The 19,777-nt window shown below is 74.5% G+C and carries 15 protein-coding genes and 3 pseudogenes; 10 read left to right on the plus strand and 8 right to left on the minus strand.

The window, feature by feature from the left end:
• Nucleotides 1–61: 61 nt before the first annotated feature.
• Together NLX85_RS24065 and NLX85_RS24070 are read left to right on the plus strand one after the other, a co-directional pair.
• The gene (locus NLX85_RS24065; protein ID WP_254338712.1) at nt 62–856 is read left to right on the plus strand and encodes a hypothetical protein; all 795 of its coding nucleotides are present in this window, start codon (nt 62–64) and stop codon (nt 854–856) included.
• A 217-nt stretch (nt 857–1,073) separates the two neighbouring features.
• Complete coding sequence (locus NLX85_RS24070; protein ID WP_254338714.1) at nt 1,074–3,278, plus strand: transglycosylase domain-containing protein; 2,205 nt, start codon at nt 1,074–1,076, stop codon at nt 3,276–3,278.
• 72 nt (nt 3,279–3,350) lie between these two features.
• Here the strand turns inward: NLX85_RS24070 and NLX85_RS24075 are convergent, their stop codons facing one another.
• A complete protein-coding gene (locus NLX85_RS24075) occupies nt 3,351–3,953 on the minus strand; it encodes a dTMP kinase (protein ID WP_254338716.1) in 603 nt (200 codons plus the stop codon).
• A 131-nt stretch (nt 3,954–4,084) separates the two neighbouring features.
• Between NLX85_RS24075 and NLX85_RS24080 the strand changes: the two genes are divergently transcribed.
• Nucleotides 4,085–4,642, plus strand: a complete 558-nt coding sequence (locus NLX85_RS24080; RefSeq protein WP_254338718.1) for a dihydrofolate reductase family protein — start codon at nt 4,085–4,087, stop codon at nt 4,640–4,642.
• Nucleotides 4,643–4,646: 4 nt separating this feature from the next.
• On the opposite strand, the gene NLX85_RS24085 is transcribed toward NLX85_RS24080, so the two are convergent.
• Nucleotides 4,647–6,485 (minus strand): thiamine pyrophosphate-requiring protein, encoded by a 1,839-nt coding sequence (locus NLX85_RS24085; RefSeq protein WP_254338720.1) that lies wholly within the window; start codon nt 6,483–6,485, stop codon nt 4,647–4,649.
• Between the two features lie 110 nt (nt 6,486–6,595).
• Between NLX85_RS24085 and NLX85_RS24090 the strand changes: the two genes are divergently transcribed.
• Nucleotides 6,596–7,405: an RNA methyltransferase gene (locus tag NLX85_RS24090; protein ID WP_254338722.1), complete on the plus strand. Its 810-nt coding sequence runs from the start codon at nt 6,596–6,598 to the stop codon at nt 7,403–7,405.
• A gap of 36 nt (nt 7,406–7,441) precedes the next feature.
• Here the strand turns inward: NLX85_RS24090 and NLX85_RS24095 are convergent.
• Nucleotides 7,442–8,716: pseudogene (locus NLX85_RS24095) on the minus strand (serine hydrolase domain-containing protein).
• A gap of 112 nt (nt 8,717–8,828) precedes the next feature.
• On the opposite strand from NLX85_RS24095, the pseudogene NLX85_RS33520 reads away from it, so the two are divergent.
• Nucleotides 8,829–9,611: pseudogene (locus NLX85_RS33520) on the plus strand (PucR family transcriptional regulator ligand-binding domain-containing protein); the annotation flags it as partial.
• A gap of 222 nt (nt 9,612–9,833) precedes the next feature.
• Nucleotides 9,834–10,871 (plus strand): annotated as a pseudogene (locus tag NLX85_RS33525) (PucR family transcriptional regulator); the annotation flags it as partial.
• A 111-nt stretch (nt 10,872–10,982) separates the two neighbouring features.
• Here NLX85_RS33525 and NLX85_RS24105 read toward each other — a convergent pair.
• Nucleotides 10,983–12,332, minus strand: coding sequence for a hypothetical protein (locus NLX85_RS24105; RefSeq protein ID WP_254338726.1), 1,350 nt, complete (start codon nt 12,330–12,332; stop codon nt 10,983–10,985).
• 89 nt (nt 12,333–12,421) lie between these two features.
• Here NLX85_RS24105 and murD point away from each other — a divergent pair, with 89 nt between their 5' ends.
• A complete protein-coding gene (murD, locus tag NLX85_RS24110) occupies nt 12,422–13,768 on the plus strand; it encodes a UDP-N-acetylmuramoyl-L-alanine--D-glutamate ligase (RefSeq protein WP_254338728.1) in 1,347 nt (448 codons plus the stop codon).
• A 1-nt stretch (nt 13,769) separates the two neighbouring features.
• On the opposite strand, the gene NLX85_RS24115 is transcribed toward murD, so the two are convergent.
• From NLX85_RS24115 to NLX85_RS24125, 3 genes are all read right to left on the minus strand, one after another.
• The gene (locus tag NLX85_RS24115; RefSeq protein ID WP_254338730.1) at nt 13,770–14,276 is read right to left on the minus strand and encodes a DUF6114 domain-containing protein; all 507 of its coding nucleotides are present in this window, start codon (nt 14,274–14,276) and stop codon (nt 13,770–13,772) included.
• Between the two features lies 1 nt (nt 14,277).
• Nucleotides 14,278–14,907 carry a DUF6230 family protein gene (locus NLX85_RS24120; RefSeq protein ID WP_254338732.1) on the minus strand — a complete coding sequence of 210 codons (630 nt, stop codon included), beginning with the start codon at nt 14,905–14,907 and terminating at the stop codon, nt 14,278–14,280.
• A gap of 203 nt (nt 14,908–15,110) precedes the next feature.
• Nucleotides 15,111–15,875 carry a TetR/AcrR family transcriptional regulator gene (locus tag NLX85_RS24125; RefSeq protein WP_254338734.1) on the minus strand — a complete coding sequence of 255 codons (765 nt, stop codon included), beginning with the start codon at nt 15,873–15,875 and terminating at the stop codon, nt 15,111–15,113.
• A 411-nt stretch (nt 15,876–16,286) separates the two neighbouring features.
• Between NLX85_RS24125 and NLX85_RS24130 the strand changes: the two genes are divergently transcribed.
• Nucleotides 16,287–16,955, plus strand: a complete 669-nt coding sequence (locus tag NLX85_RS24130; protein WP_254338736.1) for a Tat pathway signal sequence domain protein — start codon at nt 16,287–16,289, stop codon at nt 16,953–16,955.
• A 60-nt stretch (nt 16,956–17,015) separates the two neighbouring features.
• Here NLX85_RS24130 and NLX85_RS24135 read toward each other — a convergent pair whose 3' ends face one another.
• Nucleotides 17,016–17,993 carry a hypothetical protein gene (locus NLX85_RS24135; RefSeq protein WP_254338738.1) on the minus strand — a complete coding sequence of 326 codons (978 nt, stop codon included), beginning with the start codon at nt 17,991–17,993 and terminating at the stop codon, nt 17,016–17,018.
• A 103-nt stretch (nt 17,994–18,096) separates the two neighbouring features.
• On the opposite strand from NLX85_RS24135, the gene NLX85_RS24140 reads away from it, so the two are divergent.
• The gene (locus NLX85_RS24140) at nt 18,097–18,954 is read left to right on the plus strand and encodes a hypothetical protein (RefSeq protein ID WP_254338740.1); all 858 of its coding nucleotides are present in this window, start codon (nt 18,097–18,099) and stop codon (nt 18,952–18,954) included.
• A gap of 5 nt (nt 18,955–18,959) precedes the next feature.
• On the plus strand, nt 18,960–19,763 hold the full coding sequence (locus NLX85_RS24145) for a hypothetical protein (RefSeq protein WP_254338742.1): 804 nt from the start codon (nt 18,960–18,962) through the stop codon (nt 19,761–19,763).
• The last annotated feature ends 14 nt before the right edge of the window (nt 19,764–19,777 follow it).

A 19,777-nucleotide genomic window follows, 5' to 3' on the forward strand; every position in this document is an offset into this window, starting at 1 on the left:
TGAGCAGGACCGGGGCGCCGTCGCGCGTCCCGCGCCTCCCGCACGCGGAGCGAGGTGACGCATGAAGGATCCGGCCAACCGGCTGTTCTCCAGGACCCCGGTCCCCGGCGCGCACGACCCGGCCGGGCCGCTCGGCACCCGGCGTACCGGGGGCGGGTTCGGGGTGCTGCCGTTCGTCTCCGAGCCCGGGCCCGCCGCCCCGGCCACCGACGCGAGCTGGGCCTGGTCGGTCCGCCGGTTCGCCCGCGCGGCGGTCTGGCTGCTGCCCGCGTACGCGGTCCTCTACGGCCTGGTGGCCATGGCCAGCGACGGCGGGGTGGGCAACGACCCCTACCCGGCCGACGGCCAGCCGCTCTACCTGGTCGGCTGGGTGGCCGCGGTCTGGCTCGGGCTGCTCGCGCTGCTGGCGCTCGCCGGCCTGCTCGCCGCCACCCGGTGCCGGCGGATCGCCCTCGTCGGCCTGCTGGCCAGCATCGGCGGGATGGTGCTCATGCTGCCCTTCGCAGGGCTGGAGGAACAGGCGCCGGTCTTCGGCACCACCGCGCGCAGCATCGTCCTGGTCGGCGCCACCTTCTACAGCCTGGGCTGGTTCCTCACCGGCTGGTCGGTGGCCCGGTCCGGCATGTTCTCCTACGGCGACGGGATCATGCTGATGATCGCCGCCCCGCTGGTCGGCCTGGGTGGCGCGCTGATCGGCTCGCTGCAGACCTTCGGCGCGATCTTCGTGCTGGTCTCCGGCATCGGCATCGGCTACCGCTCCGGGCGCCTCGTCCCCGCGGCGATCGCCCAGGACGCCCTGGCCGCCAGCATGACGGCCACCCCCGCCCCACCCGCCACCGGCCCTCGCCCCACGTGAGGCCCCGCCCCGGCCCCCGCCCCGGGCCCGGCCGCGCCGCGCCCGGCCGCGCCGCGCCCGGCCGCGTCGATCAAGAAGTTTGCGTCTGACGACCGCTGCGGAGTGACGCAAAGTTCTTGATCAACTGGGGCGGAGTGGCTGAGAGGTCGCCGTGAGGTAACTGACAGTTGCCTGGCGGGGTGGCCGAATCGCCGCATTCGCGGTAATCCTGGAGTCCATGCCGTCTCCCCGGTCGCCGCTGTCGCGGCTCCTCATCGTGCTGCTCGCCGGCGTCCTCGCCGGGCTCGTCCTCGCGGTCGCCGCGCTCCCCGGCGGCCTGCTCGGCGGGCTCGCCGCGAAGGCCAGCCTGGGCGCGTACGCGGAGCTGCCCGACGCGCTGCGCACCCCCGCGCAGCCACAGCGGTCCTACCTCTACGCCAACGACGGCAGGACCCTCATCACCACGTTCTACGACGTCAACCGCTCCGACGTGCCCCTCGCCGAGATCGCCCCGGTGATGCGGCAGGCGATCATCGCCGCCGAGGACCGCCGCTTCTACTCGCACGGCGGGGCCGACCTGCGCGGCATCGCCCGCGCCCTGGTCGCCAACGTCAGGGGCGGCGGCACCGAGCAGGGCGGTTCGACGCTGACCATGCAGTACGTCCGCAACGTGCTCAAGACCGACCCGACCCGCACCGCCGAGGAGCGGCAGGCCGCCACCGAGCAGACCGTGGGGCGCAAGCTCCAGGAGATCCGGTACGCGAACGCGCTGGAAGAGACGCTCAGCAAGGACGAGATCCTCAACCGCTACCTCAACATCGCGTACTTCGGGTCCGGCGCGTACGGCGTCGCCGCGGCCAGCCAGCGCTACTTCGGCAAGGCCCCGGCCGACCTGTCCCTGGGCGAGGCGGCGCTGCTCGCCGGCCTGGTCCAGTCGCCCGACGAGTACAGCCCGATCGACGGCGACAAGGACCAGGCGCTCGCCCGCCGGGGGTACGTGCTCGACTCGATGGCCGAGACCGGCGCGATCACCGCGCAGCAGGCGGCCGCGGCCAAGGCGACGCCGCTCACCCTGCACCCGACCGCCCAGCCCAACGGCTGCACCTCGGTCGCCCAGGGGCACGACGACTGGGGCTTCTTCTGCGACTACCTGCGCCAGTGGTGGCTCGCCCAGCCCGCCTTCGGCAACACCGTCAAGGAGCGCGAGCAGGCGCTGCGCCGGGGCGGCTACAGCGTCGTCACCACGCTGGACCCGAAGATCCAGCAGACCGCCCAGAAGCAGGCCACCAGCGTCTACGGCTACGGCAACAAGCGCGCCCTGCCGATCGCCGCGGTCGAGCCGGGCACCGGCCGGGTGCTCGCCATGGCGGTCAACCGGCACTACAGCCTCGCCGACAACCCGGCCGGACAGGCCAACCACCCGAACACCGTCAACCCGCTGATCTCCGGCGGGGCGAGCGTCGACGGCTACCAGGCCGGCTCCACGTTCAAGCTGTTCACCATGCTCGCCGCGCTGGAGGCCGGCAAGCCGCTCGCCACCGGCTTCGACGCCCCGGCCAAGCTGCCGACCCGGTACGCCTCCGACGACGAGGGCAACTGCGCCGGCAAGTGGTGCCCGGGCAACGCCAACCCGGAGTGGATGGACGGCTACCGGATGATGTGGGACGGCTTCGGCCGCTCCGTGAACACCTACTTCGTCTGGCTGGCCGAGCAGGTCGGCGAGGACAAGGTGGTGGAGATGGCGCAGCGGCTCGGCATCACCTTCCGGGCCGAATCCGACGCCGCCTTCGCCAAGGACGACGCGGAGAACTGGGGCGCGTTCACCCTCGGGGTGGCCGCCACCACCCCGCTCGACCTGGCCAACGCGTACGCCACCGTGGCCGCCGAGGGGACGTACTGCACGCCGCTGCCGGTGGTCTCGGTGACCGCGGCCAACGGGGAGAAGGTCGACGTCGGCCAGCCCTCCTGCCGGAAGGTGCTGGACGCCGACGTGGCCCGGGCGGCCACCGACGCGGCCCGCTGCCCGGTCGGCCAGCAGTCGGCGTACGGGCAGTGCAACGGCGGCACCGCCACCTCGGTGAACCGGATCGTCGGCCGCCCGGTCGCCGGCAAGACCGGCAGCTCCGAGCAGAACGCCACCGAGACCTTCGTGGGGTTCACCCCGCAGGTGGCCGTGGCCGGCATCGCGGCCAACCCCGACGACTCGACCGACCTGGTCGGCTCGGCGGTGCAGGCCAAGGTGATCGACGCGGTCGCCCGGGTGATCAGGACGGCGGTGGACGGCAAGCCCGTGAAGGACTTCACCGCGCCGAGCCGTGAGCTGGCCGGCGACCCGCAGCGCCCGCAGCCCCGACCCACCCCGCAGCCCGAGCAGCGCCGGCAGGAGCGCGACAACCTCCCCTCGGACCTGCTCCGCTGGCTCCAGGGCCGCGGCCGCGGCTGACCCCGATCCGCGGTGTCACCCCGCCACACCCGGGGTGACCGGGTGACACCGCGGCTGACCCCGACCGGGCGGTCACCCCGCCACGAGGGGTGACACCGCGCGGTCCAGGGCGGCGGCCACCTCGTCGGGGTCGGCGTTGCCGTCGAGGAGCACGAACGAGGGGAAGTCGGGCAGCGCCCGGTAGGCGGCGTCCAGCGCGCGCAGGTGCGCCAACTCCTCGGTGTCGATGCCCCGTGCGGCGACCCGCCGCTGCGCGACCTCGGGCGAGGTCGCCAGGAAGCAGACCACCGCGGGGCGCGGGAAGATCGCGTACCCCGCCCGGACCGCCCGCCGGCCCCGGTCGCCGCGGGCGGCCATGACGACCTCCTGGCACCAGGTCCACCGGTCCAGCACCGCCGTGCGTCCGGTCAACCGCGCCACCAGCACGGTGCGGGCCATCGCCAGCGCGCGGACCGTCGCCTCCAGCGCCGGATAGAGGGTACGGCCGAACAGCGCCGGCCCGTCCGCCCGGCCGAGCGCCCGCGCCAGCCGGTTCCACAGCGGCCGCCCACCGGCGTTCTCGAAGTAGGTCGCCGGGACGCCCCGGGCCGTCAGCCGGCGCGCGAGGGCGCGGGCCTGGGTGCTCTTGCCGGAGCCGTCGACACCGACCAGAGCGATCATCACGGAGCGGGCCATGGATCCGGACGCTAGCCGCCCCGCGCAAATCTCCCGGAGAAAAAGTCCGGCCGGGTGTCGGATCGGGTCGGCCGGCTCCGACCCACCGGTGAGCGCGCCCGCCGGGGGCGCCGCCGGAAGCGGAGGACACCATGCGCAAGCTCGTCTACTGGGTGCACCAGTCGGTCGACGGCTTCATCGAGGGGCCGAACGGGGAGTTCGACTGGGCGGAGATGGGGCCGGAGCTGTCCGCGTACTCCATCGAGCTGACCGACCGGGCCGACGCCTTCCTCTACGGCCGCAAGGTGTGGGGGTTGATGTCCTGGTACTGGCCGCGGGCGGAGCAGATGTCCCAGGACCAGCACGACCTGCAGTTCGCCCCGATCTGGGCCCGCACCCCGAAGATCGTCATCTCCCGCACGCTGGAGAGCGCCGAGTACGGCGCTCGGGTGATCGGCCGCGACCTGGCCGCCGAGGTCGCGGAGCTGAAGGCGCAGCCGGGCAAGGACCTGCTGCTCACCGGCGGCTCCGGCGCGGCGGCGGCGCTGACCGAGCTGGGGCTGGTCGACGAGTACCAGGTGGTGGTGCACCCGGTGGTGCTGGGCGGCGGCACGCCGGTCTTCCCCGGCAAGGACCGCCTCGACCTGCGGCTGACCGGGACCCGCGGCTTCGACGGCCGCTCGGTGCAGCTGCGCTACGAGCGGGCGTGACGCCTCACCGCCCGCGGCGGCGGGGACGGTACGTGGCGACGACCGACGGCAGCCCGCGTCGGAGGATCTCGGTCCGGTCGCTGTCCCCGCGCAGCACCGCGGCGGCGGTCTTGCGGGCCTGCTCGACGGTGAAGTGCGGCGGCAGCATCAGCTCCGCCGGGTCGACGACCGCGTTCACCACCACCGGCCGGTCGGCGCTCAGCGCCCGCCGCCACAGGTCGGGCACCTGGTCGGGGGAGTCGACCAGCACGCCGTCGAGCCCCAGCACCTCGGCCCACTTGTCGTACGCCACGTCCGGCAGGTCCTGGCTGGCCGGGAACATGGGCGTCCCCTCGCCGGAGCGCTGCTCCCAGCTCACGAAGGACAGGTCGCGGTTGTTGAGCACCAGCACCACGAACCGCGGGTCGGCCCACTCCCGCCAGTACTTCGCCACGGTGATCAGCTCGTTGACACCGTTCATCTGCATGGCGCCGTCGCCGATCAGCGCGACCAGCGGACGGTCCGGGTGGGCGAACTTCGCGGCGATCGCGTACGGCATGGCCCCGCCCATCGAGAGCAGGGTGCCGGAGAGGCTGGCCAGCATGCCGGGGCGGACCCGGACGTGGCGGGCGTACCAGGCGGTCGCGGTGCCGCAGTCCACGGCCAGCATCGCGTCGTCGGGCAGGGCGTCGTCCAGGGTGGCGAAGAGCAGCTGCGGGTTCACCGGGTCGGCCGGCTGCTCCGCCAGCTCCCGCTGGGCCCGCCGCCACTTCCCGGTGGCGTCGGCCAGGGTGGCCCGCCAGGCGGCCGGCGCCGGTCCGGTGCCCAGCTCCCGCAGCAGCGCCCGCAGGGTCGGCGCGGCGTCCCCGGTCAGGTTCACCTCGGTGGGGTAGCGCAGCCCCATCCGGCTGCCGTCCAGGTCGACCTGCACCGCCCGGGCCCGCCCCTGCGGCGGGTAGAACTCCGAGTACGGCATGTTGCTGCCCACGATCAGCAGCCGGTCGCACTCCTGCATGAGCTGCCAGCTCGGGCGGCTGCCCAGCAGGCCGATCGCGCCGGTCACCCAGGGCTCCCGGTGGTCGACGGCGGCGAAGCCGAGCAGGGCCGTGGACACCCCGGCGCCGAGCCGGTCGGCGACGCGGCGGACCTCGTCCTCCGCGCCGAGGGCGCCCTGACCGACGAGCATGGCGACCTTCTCGCCGCCGCGCAGCACCTCGGCCGCCCGGCGTACCTCCTCATCCGGCGGCACGGTCGGCATGCTGCTCGGCACCGCGCTGGTGTGGTAGTAGCCGTGCGCGTGCGGGGGCTCCGGCACCGCCGGCTCGTCCTGCACGTCGGAGGGGAGCACCAGGGCGGTCACCGTACGCCGGGCCAGCGCGGTCCGGCAGGCCCGGTCGACCAGGTGCCGCGCCTGGGACGGGTCGTCGAGCTGGGCGAGGAAGGCCGACGCCACGTCCTTGTACAGGGCGAGCAGGTCGACCTCCTGGTAGTAGCCGCCGCCCTCGGCGGGCAGCGCGGTGTGCCCGAGCAGCGCCACCACCGGCTGGTGGTCGAGCTTGGCGTCGTACAGGCCGTTGAGCACGTGGATCGCGCCGGGGCCGCTGGTCACCACCACGCAGCCGAGCGGGCCGCCGCCGTACTTGACGTGGGCGCTGGCCGCGAAGCCGGCCGTCTCCTCGTGCCGGACCTGGACGAACTGCGTCCGGTCGGCGGCCCGTTGCAGCGCGGAGGTCATCCCGTTGATGCCGTCACCGGGATAGCCGTAGTAGCGGTGCACGCCCCACTCGGCCAGCCGGGCCACGATGAAGTCGGCGACCGTGGCGTTCCGGGGCAGCCGGCCGTCGCCGCTGGGGTCCGCGCTCATCAGGGTGGTCCCTTCGTCGCTGTCCGCTTTCCCGGGCTCCGTTCCCCGCCCCGGCCGGCGGAAACCCGGGCCGCGCCGGACCGGCCGGACGGACCAGGCAGAATCGTCCGGTGCCCGTCCACGAGATCACCGACCCCGACGACGACCGGATCGCCGACTACCGCGCGCTGACCGACGTGGAGCTGCGGACCCGCTGGGAGCCCCCGCACGGGCTGTTCATCGCCGAGGGGGAGCTGGTGCTGCGGCGGGCGCTGCGGGCCGGCTACCCGGCCCGGTCGTACCTGGTCGACGCCAAGCGCGTGGACCAGCTCGCCGACCTCGACACCGGCGACACCCCGGTCTACGCGGCCACCCCGGACGTGCTCCAGCGGGCCACCGGCTTCCACGTGCACCGGGGCGTGCTCGCCTCGTTCCGCCGCAAGCCGCTGCCGTCCGCCGCCGAGGTGCTGGCCACCGCGCGGCGGGTGGTGATCCTGGAGGACGTCAACAACCACACCAACCTGGGCGCGATCTTCCGGGCCGTGGCGGCGCTCGGGGTGGACGCCGTGCTGCTCTCACCGACCTGCGCCGACCCGCTCTACCGGCGCAGCGTCCGGGTCAGCATGGGCGAGGTGTTCGCCATCCCGTACGCGAAGCTGGAGCCCTGGCCGGACGCGGTCGGCCAGGTCCGGGCGGCGGGCTTCACGGTGCTGGCCATGACGCCCGCGCCGGACGCGGTGCCGATCCAGCGGCTGGACGCCGGGCAGCGGGCCCGCGCCGCCCTGCTCATGGGCGCCGAGGGCGCCGGCCTGACCCGGGCCGCCATGGACGCCAGCGACGTCCGGGTGGTGATCCCCATGCGGCGCGGGGTGGACTCGCTCAACGTGGCCGCCGCCACCGCGGTGGCCTGCTGGGAGCTGGGCCGCGACGACCCGCTGTGACGCCGGGGCGGCCCGTGCCGCCCCGGCGCAGCGCGATCAGGCGAAGTACTTCGACCAGAGGTTGTGCGTCGGCCAGCTGCTCACCGCGCGGGACGCGGTCCAGAGCGCGGAGTCGATCGGGGCGTAGCTCAGCCCGGACTCGTCGTCGCGCTGGTTGAACACCGCCGCCCAGCTCATCCCCTGGTAGGTGCGCACCAGGATGCTGTACGTCCCGGCGAAGCTGCCGGTGTGCCAGGTGTTGCGGCCGGTGCCGCCGGTGACCGGGCGGACCGCCCAGCCGAGGCCGTAGTACCAGCCGTCGGCGTTGACCCCGGTCGGGTTCGGCACCGCGAAGACCCGGCCGGTCGAGGTGCTGTTCAGCACCGGGCTGCCGCTGTCGAACGCGGTCGCCCAGCGGACCAGGTCCACGGCCGAGGCCAGCCAGCCGCCGTTGGCGTCGTGGATGCGCATGCTGAACGTGCCGTACGGGGCGTCCACGACGGTGCCGGAGTTGTCCAGCACCGTGGGGCCGGTGTACTGCGACCGGTAGCCGACCTCGCCGGCGTGCCGGCTGACCGTCCACCCCAGCCCCATCCGGGTGATGCCGAGCGGGGCGAACAGCTTCTGCTTCACGTACGTCTCGTAGGGCAGGCCGCTGACCTTCTCGACGATCCGGCCGGCGAGCAGGTAGGCTTAGTTGCTGTAGGAGACCGTCGAGCCGGGCTCGTGCATGAGCGGCTGGCCCGACATGAACCGGATGACGTCGGCGTGGGTCAGCTCCATCGGCACGCCCAGCGCGTTGGCGATGATCCGGTCCTTGAAGACCGGGTCGAACGCGGTGAGGTCCTTGTCCCAGCCGCCGGTGTGCTGGAGCAGCCGCCACAGCGTGACCTTGGCGAGCCGGGGATCGGCGCTCTGCCCGGCCGGCGGGGTCAGGTCGAGGAACCTGGTGATCGGGTCACCGAGGCTGAGCTTGCCGTCCTGGGCCAGCCGGACCAGCGCCGCCGCGGTCAGCGACTTGGACAGGCTGGCCACCCGGAACAGCGAGGTGGGCTGGATGAGCATCGGTGAGTTGTTGCCGTAGCCGCGGGCCAGCACGAGCCGGCCCTGGTAGGTCACCGCCAGCTGGCCGGCGTCGATGTGCCGGGCCTGCATGAAGCTCTTCATCGTGTCGTCGAACGCGCTGAGGGCGCTCACCGTGGTCCCGGTGGTCGTCCAGGTGTCCACCGCGGCCGTTGCCGGCGCCGCCACCGCGCCCGCGCCGAGCGCCCCCGCCCCCGCGGCGGTGACCAGCTTCGCGAACGCCCGTCGGCTGACCGTCGTCCCGTCCATGCCTCCCCTTCCGATTGATCACGATCTTCGGCACGCTACTGGACGTGATCGACGGGCGAGGGGCCGCCCGGCGCACTCGGAATCGGCGGTGACGCAGGGTAGCGTGTCGCCCGTGTTCCCTACCGTCCGTGAGGTGCTCGCCCTGGTGCCGGTGCGCCACGGCGCCCCGCGCCTGGTCGCGGGGGACGCGGGCCTGGACCGTCCGGTGCGCTGGGTGCACGTGGCCGAGGTGCCCGACATCGCCACCCTGCTCGGCGGCGGCGAGCTGGTGCTCACCACCGGGATCGGGCTGCCGGCCGACGACGCCGGCCTGCGCGCGTTCATCGGCGACCTGGCCGACGTCGGGGTCTCCGGGCTCGTGGTGGAGCTGGGCCGCCGCTACGTCAGCGGGGTGCCCCGGGTCATGGCGGCCGCCGCCGAGCGGCGCGGGCTGCCCCTGGTCGAGCTGCGCCGGGCCACCCCGTTCGTGCGGATCACCGAGGCGGTGCACGCGCTGATCGTGGACGCCCAGCTCACCGAGCTGCGCGCCACCGAGGAGATCCACCAGCGGTTCACCGAGCTGTCCGTGGAGGGCGCCGAGCCGGCCGAGGTGGTCCGTCAGGCGGCCGAGCTGGCCGGCTGCCCGGTGGTGCTGGAGAACCTGTCCCGGCAGGTGCTCGCGTACGACCCGGCGGGGGAGAGCGCCGAGCTGCTGCTGGACGGCTGGGAGCAGCACTCGCGGCGGATCCGGCCGGCCGGGCGGACCGCGTACGACCCGGACAGCGGGTGGCTGGTGACCACCGTCGGCGCCCGCGGCCAGGACTGGGGGCGGCTGCTCCTGCGCTGGCCGGCCGACGGCGGGCTGACCACCGGCGGTCCCGACCGGACGCCGCCGGCCGCCCCGGAGGACCGGCCGGTGCCCGACGACGCGGTCCCGGTCGCCCCTGCCGGCGAAGGGACCGCCGCCCCCGCCGGCGGAGGGACCGCCGGCTCGTCCGACGGGTACGAGGGCGGGGCGGCCGGCACCGCCACGCCGGTCGGCGCCACGCCCGTCGGCGCCACGCCGGTCGACGGCGCGCCCGTCGGCCGTTGGGCGCCACCGCATCCGCGTCGGGATCCCGGCGCGGGATCGGGCGCGACCCCGCCCACGCGGCTCACCATCCTGATCGAGCGGGCCGCCTCCACCCTCGCCCTGGGCCGGCTGATCCGGCGCGACGCCGAGGGGCTGGAACGGCAGATCCACCGCACCCTGCTCACCGCCCTGATCGACCACTCCCGCCCGGTGGACGAGGTGGCGCTGCGCGCCAAGGCCCTCGGCGTCACCCTGGACCGCCGGCACCTCGTCGGCGTGGTGGTGCGGCACCGGGCCGACGATCCGGCCGAGGGCGGCGGGCCGGGCCCCGACGCCGGCCCGGAGGCCGGCCCGGCCCGGCTGCGCGACCTCGCCGAGGCGGTCGGCCAGGCGCTGCGGGAGGCCAAGCTGACCGCCCTGACCAGCGCCGTCGACGACCAGGCGGTCGGGGCGCTGCTCGCGCTGCCCGATCCGGCCGCCGAGGAGAAGGCGCTCGCCGCGTTCGCCGCCGCGCTGCGCCGGGTACGCCTCGACGCCGACCCGGCCCGTCCACCGGCGCCGCGCGCCGCCCGTCCCGTCGACCCGGCCGCCCGTACCGTGGCGGTCGGCGCCCAGCGCACCGCGGATCCCGCCTCCCGCCCGCGCCCGGCCGGCCCGGCCGTGATCGTGGCGGCCGGCTCCGGGGTGGGCAGCCTGCGGGAGGCGCGCCGCTCGCTGGTCGAGGCGCGGCAGGTCGCCGAGGCGGCCCGCCGGGACCGGCGCGACCTGCCCTACTTCCGGCTGCCGCACGTCGGGCTCGCCGGCCTGCTGCACCTGCTCCGGGACGAGCCGCGCCTGCAGACCTTCGTCGAGCGGGAGCTGGGCGGGCTGCTGGCGTACGACGCCCAGCACCCCCGGGAGCAGCTGCTCGGCACCCTCCGGGCGTACCTGGAGCAGGGCCGGAACAAGTCCGCGGCGGCCGCCGCCGCCCACCTGTCGAGGCCCGCCTTCTACGAACGCCTGGCCCGCATCGGCCGGATCCTCGACGTCGACCTCGACTCGGTCGAGCAGTGCCTGTCCCTCCACGTGGCCCTGCTGGCCCTGGACGCCGTCCGCACCCCCTGACCGCCCACGGTGATCATGAAGTTATCGCCCTCCGCGTCGGCGTGTCGGGGCGATAACTTCATGATCACCGCCCGGGGGGCGGGGGTGGGCGGGGCGGGGCGGGGCGGGGGGTCAGGTTAGGGCCGTTAGGGCCTTGGCGTAGGGGGTGGGGATGTAGGTGGGGCCGCCGGGGGTGAAGACGTCTGAGGTGGCGGCCGCCGACCAGGCTGTGGCGGGGACCGCTTCCACGAGGGCGCGGATCACCGGGGCGTCGCGCCACTGCTCCTGCTCGGCGAGCAGGCTCAGCGCGACCACCGACTCCTCCACCTCGCCGACGCACTCGAACGGCTTGTGCCCGTCCACCCCAAGCAGCTCCCGGTAGCCGGGGATCTGGGACTCGTCGGCCAGCAGGTCGCCGCCGAAGATCGCGGTGATCCGCTCCCGCGGCATGAACGGGGCCATGGCCAGGAAGACGAACCGGCACTTCGGGCAGTCGCGGCACCAGCGCTCGCTCGCGTCGCGCAGCTTGAACGCCGCGTTGCAGCTGGTCACCACGGCGTCGTAGCGGTCGGTGTCGGCGAACAGCCGCGCGATGTGCAGCTCGGACAGCGACCGCAGCAGCGAGAAGTACGGCTCGGTGAGGCCGGCGTGCTCGGCCAGCGCCGCCCGCAGCAGCCCCTCCGCCTCGACACCCTTGGACCACTGGTGGTTGATCTCGTGGCCCTGCCAGACCAGGTTCGGGTCGGACGCCGAGCGCTCGTTGGACATCACCACCGGCCCGAGCCCGTGCAGCACGGCCGTGGCGACCGCGATCAGCGAGTTGACCGCGGTGACCGGGATGTGCCCGTTGCGCGCGCCGGCCGCGTTGAGGTCGAACAGCACCGGGTCGATCCGCCGCCGGGCGGCGAGCGGCACCAGGTCGGACGCCTCGTTGACCGAGACGATGACGTGGTTCGGGTTGACCGAGAAGGGCACCGGGTCGAAGCCGGCCCGGCGCAGCGCCTCCAGCGTGACGATGGAGTCCTTGCCGCCGCCGACGGCCGACAGCGGCCGGCGGTCGGAGTTGTCCAGCGGCGCGGCCGCCTCCACCGAACCGGCCGGCACCTCCGGGCGCAGCTCCAGCACGTGCGGCAGCTGGTTGCGGTACGCGTACTCGGCGAGGCCCTTGGTGTAGACGGCGGTCACGAGGTCGGCGGCGGCCGCGCCCAGCGGCGCCGGCAGCACCAGCCGGGGCGGCGCGGCGGCCTTGTAGTAGCTGACCCCGGCGACCACGTGCAGCAGTTCGAGGACCCGGGCCAGGGTGGCCGCGGTCTCGTCGGACACCGGCTCCGCCGGCAGGGGAAGGGTGACCACCTCGGTGAACCGCTGTTCGCCGTCGGGGCCGGTCAGGGCGTAGTCGAACAACACCTCGCCGGTGGCGAAGTCGATCGAGTAGGACGGGAAGGTGAAGGCGTCCATCCGCCGCAGCTGCTCGTTGGGCACACGCCATACTAGGCCCTGGTTCGTCCGCCGTGTCCGGCTGTGCCGGACCGCACCCGCCGACCCGCCGACCCGACCCCCGAGGAGAGCCCGTGCGCCTGTCTGATCTGCGCGGACGTCATGTCGCCGTCTGGGGCGCCGGCCGGGAGGGCCGGGCAGCGGTGACCGCGATCGCCGCGCACGGCCCGGCCGACCTGGTGGCCGTCGACGACAGCGCGAACTTCCTCACCCTGCCCTGGGAGGGTCCGCTCGCCGCGGCCGCGCCGCTGGTGACCGGGGAGGACGGCTTCGCCCGGCTGGCCGCCGCCGACGTGGTGGTCCGGTCCCCCGGGGTGCCGAACACCCACCCGTGGATGGTGGAGCTGCGCCGCCGGGCCGTCCCGGTCACGCAGGGCAGCGCGCTGTGGATGGCCGACCACGCGGACCGGACCGTCGGGGTGACCGGCAGCAAGGGCAAGAGCACCACCTCCAGCCTGATCAGCCACCTGCTCACCGCCATGGACCGGCCGAACGTCTTCGGCGGCAACATCGGCGTGCCGCTGCTCGACCTGCCCGAGGCGGAGCTGTACGTGCTGGAACTCTCCAGCTACCAGTGCGCCGACCTGACCGACTCGCCGCGGGTGGCCGTGGTGACGGCGCTGTTCCCCGAGCACCTCGACGCGCACGGCGGCGAGCGGGAGTACTACCGGGACAAGCTCAACCTGCTGGCGCACGGCCCGCACACCGTGGTGGTCAACGGCGCCGACCCGCGGCTGGCGCTCGAACTGGGGGACCGGGCGGCGGTCCGGGCCGGCTCGCCGGACACCACCCACGTGGCCACCGGCCCGGACGGCACCCCCTGGTTCCACCTGCGGGACACCCCGCTCTTCCCGCGCGCCGTGCTGCCCCTGGTCGGGCGGCACAACGAGGGCAACCTCTGCGTCGCCGTCGCCGTGCTCGACGCGCTCGGCGTCGACGTGGTGGCGCGCAAGGACAGCCTCGCCATCGCGGTGGCCGGGTTCCAGGGCCTCGCCCACCGGCTCACCGAGATCGCCGACCCGTCCGGGCTCACCTTCGTCGACGACACCCTGGCCACCAGCCCGTACGCGGCCATGCACGCGATCGACGCGTACGAGGGGCGGCCGTTGACCGTGATCGTCGGCGGCACGGATCGGGGGCTGGACTACACCCCGCTCCGCGACCACCTGGCCGAGCGGGAGATCACCGTGATCGGCATCCCGGACAGCGGCCCCCGGATCGTGGAGGCGCTGGCGGGGCTGCCGGCGGTGCGCACCGAACTCGCCGACGACCTGGTGGCCGCCGTGGGGCTGGCCCGCAAGCTCACCCCGGCCGGCGGGGTGGTGCTGCTCTCGCCGGCCGCGCCCAGCTACGGCCGGTTCCGCAACTTCGAGCACCGTTCGGAGGTCTTCGCGCAGGCGGTCGCCGACACCGCCCGCTGACTCAACCCCGGTCGGCCGCGGCCGGGTCCGGCGTCTCGGCGCCGGGCAGCGGCGCGGTGTCGGCGTCGTCCGCCGGCTCCCGGGGCGCCGGCGGTCCGGGCGCCTCCGCGGCGGCCGGCCGGCGTTGCCGGTCCGGGGTCCAGGCGAAGGCGAGCGCGCCGCCCACCAGGGCCAGCAGCATCCCCACCAGGAAGCCGCCCAGGTTCGACGTCAGCCAGGAGACCAGCCCGAGCACCAGGGAGACCAGCGCGTAGAAGACCCGCTGCTGCGGCGTGGCGATCAGCAGCGCCCCGCAGATCACCAGGATGATCGGCACCAGGTAGGCGGCCAGCCCCTGCGGCCCGATGTGCAGCAGCACGCCGAGCGGCGCACGCAGGGTCACCAGCATCTCCGCGCCGCCGAGCGCGACCAGCACCCCGGCGGTGAAGGGGCGGCCCCGCCGCCAGCGGCGCCAGCGCCCGCCGGACCGGCGGGCGGCAGGCGCAGCCTCGTGTCTCGCGGTGGTCATCTCAGCACCCGTCGGAGCTGAACGCCATGTGCAGGTTGGGCAGGGTGAAGACGGCGGCCGTCGTGGCGTAGTTGTTCTGCCGCAGGTTCGTGATGGTCACCGTGTCGGCCTGCTGGGCGAAGACGCCCGGGTTTCCGCGTACGCCGGGCACCTGGTCGACGGTGCTGGCGTCCTGGCCGACGTTGATGTTCTTGAACGAGGCGTTGCCGGCGACCTCGTCGCCGTCGACGACCAGGGTCCGGGCGGTTACCGGCTCGCCCTCGTCGCCGGCGGTGATCCGCAGGTTGATCCCGCCCAGGCTGATGCTCTGGCAGAGGTTTGTCAGTTCGGCCTTGTCGATCGCCGAGACGATCACCACGACCTGCCCGCCGGTGTCACCCTGGTTGGGGCTGTCCGGAATCATCTGGTCGATCGTGGCGAACTGCTCGAACCCGGTGCCGGTGAGCTTGTCGGCGGTGACGGTGAACGGCATGCCCGAGATGGCGAACTGGGCGCCGAGCACGCCCTGTGCGGTCAGCACCACCATGCCGGCCGCGCCCACCGCGACGGTGCCCAGCGTGACGGCGAACCGGCGCCAGCGCACGCCGCTGCGCGGCGGCTCGGACTCGTGCGGTGCGATCTGCTCCGACATGGCGGCTCCTTTTCGAGATCAATTCATCGGCGACGATGCGGAATGGATCTGAATTGGCTTCGCGACGTTTCCCGCGCTGGGGGTGCAGGCCGAAGTTACCGCTGGGTAAAGGTCGGGTCAACAGCGTGTAGCAGCCAGTTCGGCGGCATTTGCCAAATGCGGCCAAAGTGAAAAACCGCTGCGGTTTTCGACCGCGGCGCAGCTCAGGGGTGGGTGGTCGGCGCGCAGGGCGCGGCCGTGCTGGGGCCGTCGTCCGGGCGCACCGGCCGGGTCGCCCGGGTCGCGCCGTCGGTGCCCAGGAAGGGGGCCGTGGCCGCATAGGTGAGCACCGGAAGCAGCAGCGGCAGTTCCTCCGCCCGGCCCTGCGAGACCCGGCCGCGGATGGTCGCGTGGATGCCGCCGACCACCGTGGACACCAGCGTCTCCCGGTCCACGCCTTCGGCGACCGGCCCGGGGCCGGCGTCGGCGAAGAACCGGCGGAAGCTGCCCAGCAGCGCGTCCCGTTCCCGGCGCGCGTCCGGGCCGGCGGCGTCCACCTCGACCAGCGCCATCCGGGCGAACGCCGGCACGCTGGCGAGCACCTCCAGCAGGGTGCGCAGCGCGGCGCGGGCGGCGTCCGGCCAGGCCGGGCCCGCGTCCCGGTAGGCGCTCTCCATCAGCTGTGACACCACGGCGATGCCGTGCCGGTAGGCGGCCAGGAACGCGTCCTCCTTGCCGGTGAACAGGGCGTAGAAGGCCGGCCGGGTCACGCCGGCGGCGTGACAGATGTCGCTGACCCGGGCGTTGTCGTAGCCCCTCGTGGCCACCTCCTGCACCAGGCCGTCGAAGAGGCGGTCGCGCTGCGTCGCCGCCACCACCTCGGCGGAGACCCGGCGCGGACCACGCTTGATGGCGCGGTCCGGGTCGCGGCCGGGGCGCGCGCCGGGCAATGGGACCGGCGCCGGTTGCGGGCGGCGCTGTGTGGTCAACTTATCGACCTCCCTGGATGCATTGACTTTACGACCCTCCGGGGTTTACAACTGTCTGCACGCTGAGTTGACGCCCCGTCACCGTTGGTGATCTCCCCGGATGGTCACCCCTGGCTCGTCGAAGGAGGGCTCGATGGCTGCCATTATCGCCGAGCACGAGTGCCCTCCCAAGACCGGAAAGGCGCAGGTGACGCGGCTTCGCCGCAGTGCGCCACGCCGGCCCGCCCGCTGACGTCGCGGCAGCTCCCGCCACCGCCCGGCCCGGTCCTCGACGGCTCGCGTCGGGACGTCCGCCACCGTCCCTCGTGGATGGTGCCCACCGTCCGGCCCGCAGGTCCGGACGGTGATCGCGCCCCCGACCCCATGCGGCGCGCGGTCCACATCCCCGTCCCCACACGGAAGGAAGAAACCATGCCCAGGTACGGACGAATCGGCGCGGCCCTCGCCGCCACGGCACTGCTCGCCGGCCTGATCGGCGCCGCGCCTGCGGCGGCCTCCCCGTCGTCCTCGCTCGCCTCCCCGGTGCTGACCTACGGCAGCGTCGGCGGTAGCGCCGTCACCGTCGGCGACGTCGTCAAGGCCAGCCTGGCCAGCGGCACCAGCGCCACCTTCTACTCGTCCACCACCGGCACCACCGGCGTGAAGTGCGCCGCGTCCACCTTCAGCGCCAAGGTCCTGACCAATCCCGCCGCCCCCGGCACGGCCACCGAGAGCCTCACCGCGCAGACCTTCACCAGCTGCACCAGCAACGTGTTCGGCACCATCGGCGTGCAGAGCGTCACGGTGAACAACCTGCCGTACGCCACCTCGGTGACCAGCGCCGGCGTGGTCACCATCTCCGGCTCGATCCAGAGCACCGTGGTGCTGAACACCCTGCTCGGCCCGACCACCTGCGTCTACCGGACGACCAGCCTCACCGGCGCCGCCGTCAACAGCACCAACTCGATCACCTTCACCAACCAGGTGCTGACGAAGTCCTCCGGGCCCAGCACCTGCTTCACCACCGCCTACTTCTCCGCGCGTTACGCGCCGGTGCTGGACACCAGCAAGACCGGCAGCCCGGCGGTCTACGTCAACTGACCCACCGTCCACGGGCCGGTGCGCGGCGATTCGCCGGGCGCCGGCCCCGCCGCGCGCCGGTCAGCCGGCCGCCAGCACCCCGTGCAGGGCGCGCATCGAGCGGACCGCCGAGCGGACCTCCTGGAGGTAGCGCCCCGCCGTGAGGGTGGGCTCCGGCACCCGGACCGGCGTGGCCAGCGCCGGGTCCACCCCGACCGTGTCGATCCCGCAGCCGAACGGCACGGCGAGCGTGCGCAGCGCGTCGCAGTGCTGGAACGGCACGTAGATGGGGGCGGTCACCATGAGCACCGGATCCCCCTCCCGCAGCCGGACGTGCCCGGCCCAGAACCGCTGCGTGTCGGCGGTGTGCGCCCGGCGGCGGTCCGGCTCGCCGGACGGGGCGGCGAGCACCCGGACCGGAGGCAGCCCGGCGGGCCGGTAGGTGCGCGACGACCAGGCCCGGTGCGGGTGGTCCGCGCTCTCGCCGATCTCCTCGCTCGGCGCGTCAACCCCGAACGCCACGCGCACCCCGGCGTCCAGGGCGTCGACCTCGGTGGCGCAGCCGCGCACCCCGAGGTCGGCGAGCATCCGCGACTCGACCGGGGAGAGGGCCCGGAAGCTGCCCAGCACCGCCACCTCGCCGTCGACCCCGGCGACCGTCCGGGCCAGGTGCGCGGCGTACGCGGTGCGCCGCAGGCAGGCGTGCGCCAGGCCGCCCAGGACCAGCAGGTGCGCGTAGCGGGGCAGGGTCGGCGGGACGGCCCGGACCAGGCCCAGCGCCGTCGCCGCGTCGAGCACCAGCCCGACCGTGGCCGGGTCGAACGCCGGCTCCCGCGCCTCGGGGCGTTCCCGCCCGCCGCGGAAGTCCCAGTGCCGGGCGGAGAAGTCGTCCAGCCCGGCCAGCACCGCGCTCAGGCCGCCGGCCGGCCAGTCGCCGCCGAAGTGCCCGACCAGGGCCCGCATGGGCGGCGAGTCCACCCACGCCCGTACCCCCGCCGTGAGTTCCGCCCGGGTCGTCCCCACCGCGCCGGCCGGCAGCGCCACCTCCGTCGTCCGCACCCGGCGGATGCTACCGGCGGTGGGCGGGCGCCGACCGACCGTTGTGGATCGTGGCTACGCTGAGCGCACGAGTGGTCGGGGGTGGCCGATGGCGGGTGAGGCGATGCGGCGACGCACGCGGGGCCGGACCGGCCCGGCGGAGAACCTGGTGCGGCTGGTCGCCCACACCGACCCGGTGGCCCTGGTCGGCATCAGCCTCTCCATCCTGCTGTCCGTGACGCTCGACCTGACCAACGCGGCCACCGGCGTCGAGTCGCTGCTGGCCGGGCTGATGGGCATCACCATCTCGCTGGTGCTCGACTCGCTGGCCCGGGCCGAGCGCCGGTTCCACCTCCGGACGCTGCTGGACGGGCCGCCCTGGCTGGTCCGCGCCACCCCGCAGGTCGCCGGCGCGCTGCGCGAGGCGGCCGAGCGGCACGCCGGCACCCGGGTCGCGGCCGAGGCGCAGCGGCGCTTCGAGGAGTTCCGCCGGCAGGCGGAGCAGCTCGCGGCCGGCCGGATCATCCGCCCCGGCGACGACGGCGAGGACCTCGTCGGGGCCACCCGGGACTGCGCGCGGGAGATGTTCGGGCTGACAAACGTGATGCCCCGGGTGAGCGGCGAGCTGAGCTGGTGGCGCGGTGACGTCGGCCGGCGCTACTGGGAGGCGAACGTGGCCGCCCTGGCCCGGGGCGTACGGATCACCCGCGTCTTCGTCTACGCCACCCTCAGCCCCGAACTGTCCGAGCTGGTGGAGGCGCAACGGCGGGCCGGCGTGCGGGTGGGTCTGCTGCCGATCGGCGCGGTCAGCCCGCACCTGCACGTCAACCTGGCGGTGTGGGACGGGTCGAGCTGCTGGGAGGGGAGGATGACCGCCCACGGCGAGATCAGCGAGAACGAGTTCTCCGTCCACCCGGCCGACGTGGAGCGGCTCACCCGCGTCTTCCGGAGCTGCGCCGACGTCGCCACCTTCGCGGGCTGACCGCCGTGACCTGGAGCGCCGTGCTGCTGGTGACGGCCGTGGTCTGGGCGGTCAGCGTGCTCCGCTCGGTCCGGCTGCGCGCGTTCGTCTACAGCCTGCCGCTGCCGATGACCCTCGCCCTGGTCACCACCGGCCACCCGGTGGAGGGGGCGCAGCTGCTCGGCGTGGTCGGCCTGAACCTCTTCTTCCTCACGGTGGCGGTCACCCACCGCCGGCTGCGCTGGCCGATCCTCCTGGCCGACCTGGCCGGCATCGCGGTCTACGTGGCGCTCAGCGCCGGGGTGCTGGCGGTGCCGGTGCCGTTCGAGGCGGCGCTGGCCGGCACCGTGGCGCTCTGGGCGCTGGCCATGGTGCTGTTGCGCCGCCGGCCCGCCGCCGCGCCGCCACCGGGGCCGGCGGACGCCCGGCGGGACGGCCTCGCCGCGCCGGTCAAGCTGGTGGTCATCTTCGTCGGCGCGCTGCTCTCCGGGCTGCTCGGCGGGCTGCTGCGCGGCATGGTGGTCACCTTCCCGTACTCCGGGGTGCTGGTCGCCGTCGAGGCCCGCCGCCAGCTCGCCGAGTTCAGCCGGCACTTCGCCCGCAACAGCCTGGCCCTGATCGGCTTCCTCGCCGGCCACCACTACCTGGAGGACACCTCGCCGGCCCTCGCCCTGGCCGCCGGCTGGGCCGCCTTCGCGCTGGTCGCCGCTGCCCTGCACCTGCCCCGCCGCGGCCCGCTGCTGCGGATCGAGTGGCCGATGAGCCGTCCGGGCAGCGGAAGGGTGGGCGGTGGCCGGGTTCTGCTCCGGAAACCGCAACGAGATGGTTGACGTGGTGTCAGGCG

The organism is Micromonospora sp. A3M-1-15 (assembly GCF_024213425.1).
GTDB lineage: Bacteria > Actinomycetota > Actinomycetes > Mycobacteriales > Micromonosporaceae > Micromonospora > Micromonospora chersina.